This is a genomic window from Catenulispora rubra (genome assembly GCF_015356825.1).
In the GTDB taxonomy this organism is placed as follows: Bacteria; Actinomycetota; Actinomycetes; order Streptomycetales; family Catenulisporaceae; genus Catenulispora; species Catenulispora rubra.
This window is the reverse complement of sequence record NZ_JAACYW010000616.1, coordinates 1-1,393: the sequence shown is the minus strand read 5'-3', so window position 1 is coordinate 1,393 and position 1,393 is coordinate 1. Positions and strand designations below refer to the sequence as shown.

General features: G+C 68.7%; 1 protein-coding gene. It reads left to right on the top strand.

Going from position 1 to position 1,393, the window contains the following annotated elements:
* Positions 1-276: 276 nt before the first annotated feature.
* The gene (locus tag GWK61_RS54540; protein WP_194922284.1) at positions 277-1,365 is read left to right on the top strand and encodes an IS110 family RNA-guided transposase; all 1,089 of its coding nucleotides are present in this window, start codon (positions 277-279) and stop codon (positions 1,363-1,365) included.
* Positions 1,366-1,393: the final 28 nt, after the last annotated feature.

Genomic DNA, 1,393 nt, shown 5'->3' with positions numbered 1-1,393 from the left:
GCCCGCCGACAGCGACAGTCAGTCCATGATGGTCGTGGGCGCCACGGTCTGGGTCTGACCCGGACAGCGACCGACACCCCGGGTGTTGCGGGGTTGTCCTTCCCTCGATCTGTCGGCCCGGGTCGTGGCGGCCCGCTGCTTGTGCGGCATGGCCGGACGGGTGGGATGTGACCTTATAGGAGCTTGGCCTAGAAGCCCCATGACTGTCTTGTCCACCCGCCCGACCGGCGTGCCCGCCCCACCACTGTCGAGGTCGAAGGGACAGGCCCTCTCATCATGGCGCATCCGGATGTTGTTGAACTGTTCGGCGGTGTGGACACCCACTCCCGCACCCATCACGCCGCGGTCATCGACCGGCTCGGCCGGCACCTGGCCGATGCCGAGTTCCCCGCAACCGCCGCCGGCTACCGCGACCTTCACAGGTGGCTGCGCTCACACGGCGACCTGGTCGCGATCGGCGTGGAGGGCACCGGGTCCTACGGCGCCGGCCTGGCCCGGCACCTGACCGCCGCCGGTGGGATAGTGGTCGAGGTCGACCGCCCCGATCGCAGGGCGCGGCGCAACAAAGGCAAGTCCGACCCGATCGATGCCTACGCCGCTGCCACCGCAGTGGCCTGCGGCCAGGCGACCGGGACCCCCAAGACCCGCTGCGGGCAGGTGGAGGCGATCCGGGCGCTGCGGGTCGCGCGGACCTCGGCGGTCAAAAGCCGCACCCAGGCGATCAACCAGATCAGGGCCTTGTTGGTGACCGCACCGGAGCAGGTTCGCGGCGCCGTCGCAGACCTGGGCACAGCCGCTGTGATCGACAAGCTTTCCAAACTCCGGCCGGGGGCGGACCTGTCCGATCCGGCCAACGCCGTCAAAACCGCGTTGCGTGTCCTGGCCCGCCGCTACCTTGCCCTAGATGCCGAAGCCTGCACCTTGCAGACGGCGATCGCGGCGCTGGTCACCGCCTACGCCCCGGCCCTGCTGCAGGTCTACGGCGCCGGTGTGGAAACCGCCTCCCAGCTGCTGGTGACCGCCGGCGACAACCCGCAACGACTGCGTTCAGCCGCCTCCTTCGCCGCGTTGTGCGGGGTCGCACCGGTCCCGGCATCCTCCGGCAAAACCCACCGCCACCGGCTATGCCGCGGTGGAGACCGCCAAGCCAACCGGGCCCTGCACGCAATCGCCCTCACCCGCATGAGCCATGACCCACGCACCCGCGCCTACGTCGCCCGCCGCACCGCTGAAGGACTGTCCAAGAAGGAGATCATGCGCTGCCTCAAACGCTACATCGCCAACGAGATCCACCGCATCATCACCCCCCAACTAGCACAAACAACCGCAAAAACCCAAGAACACAACCCCCACCACTTGACATAGGAGCATCGAGGGAACCGGGACAACCCCG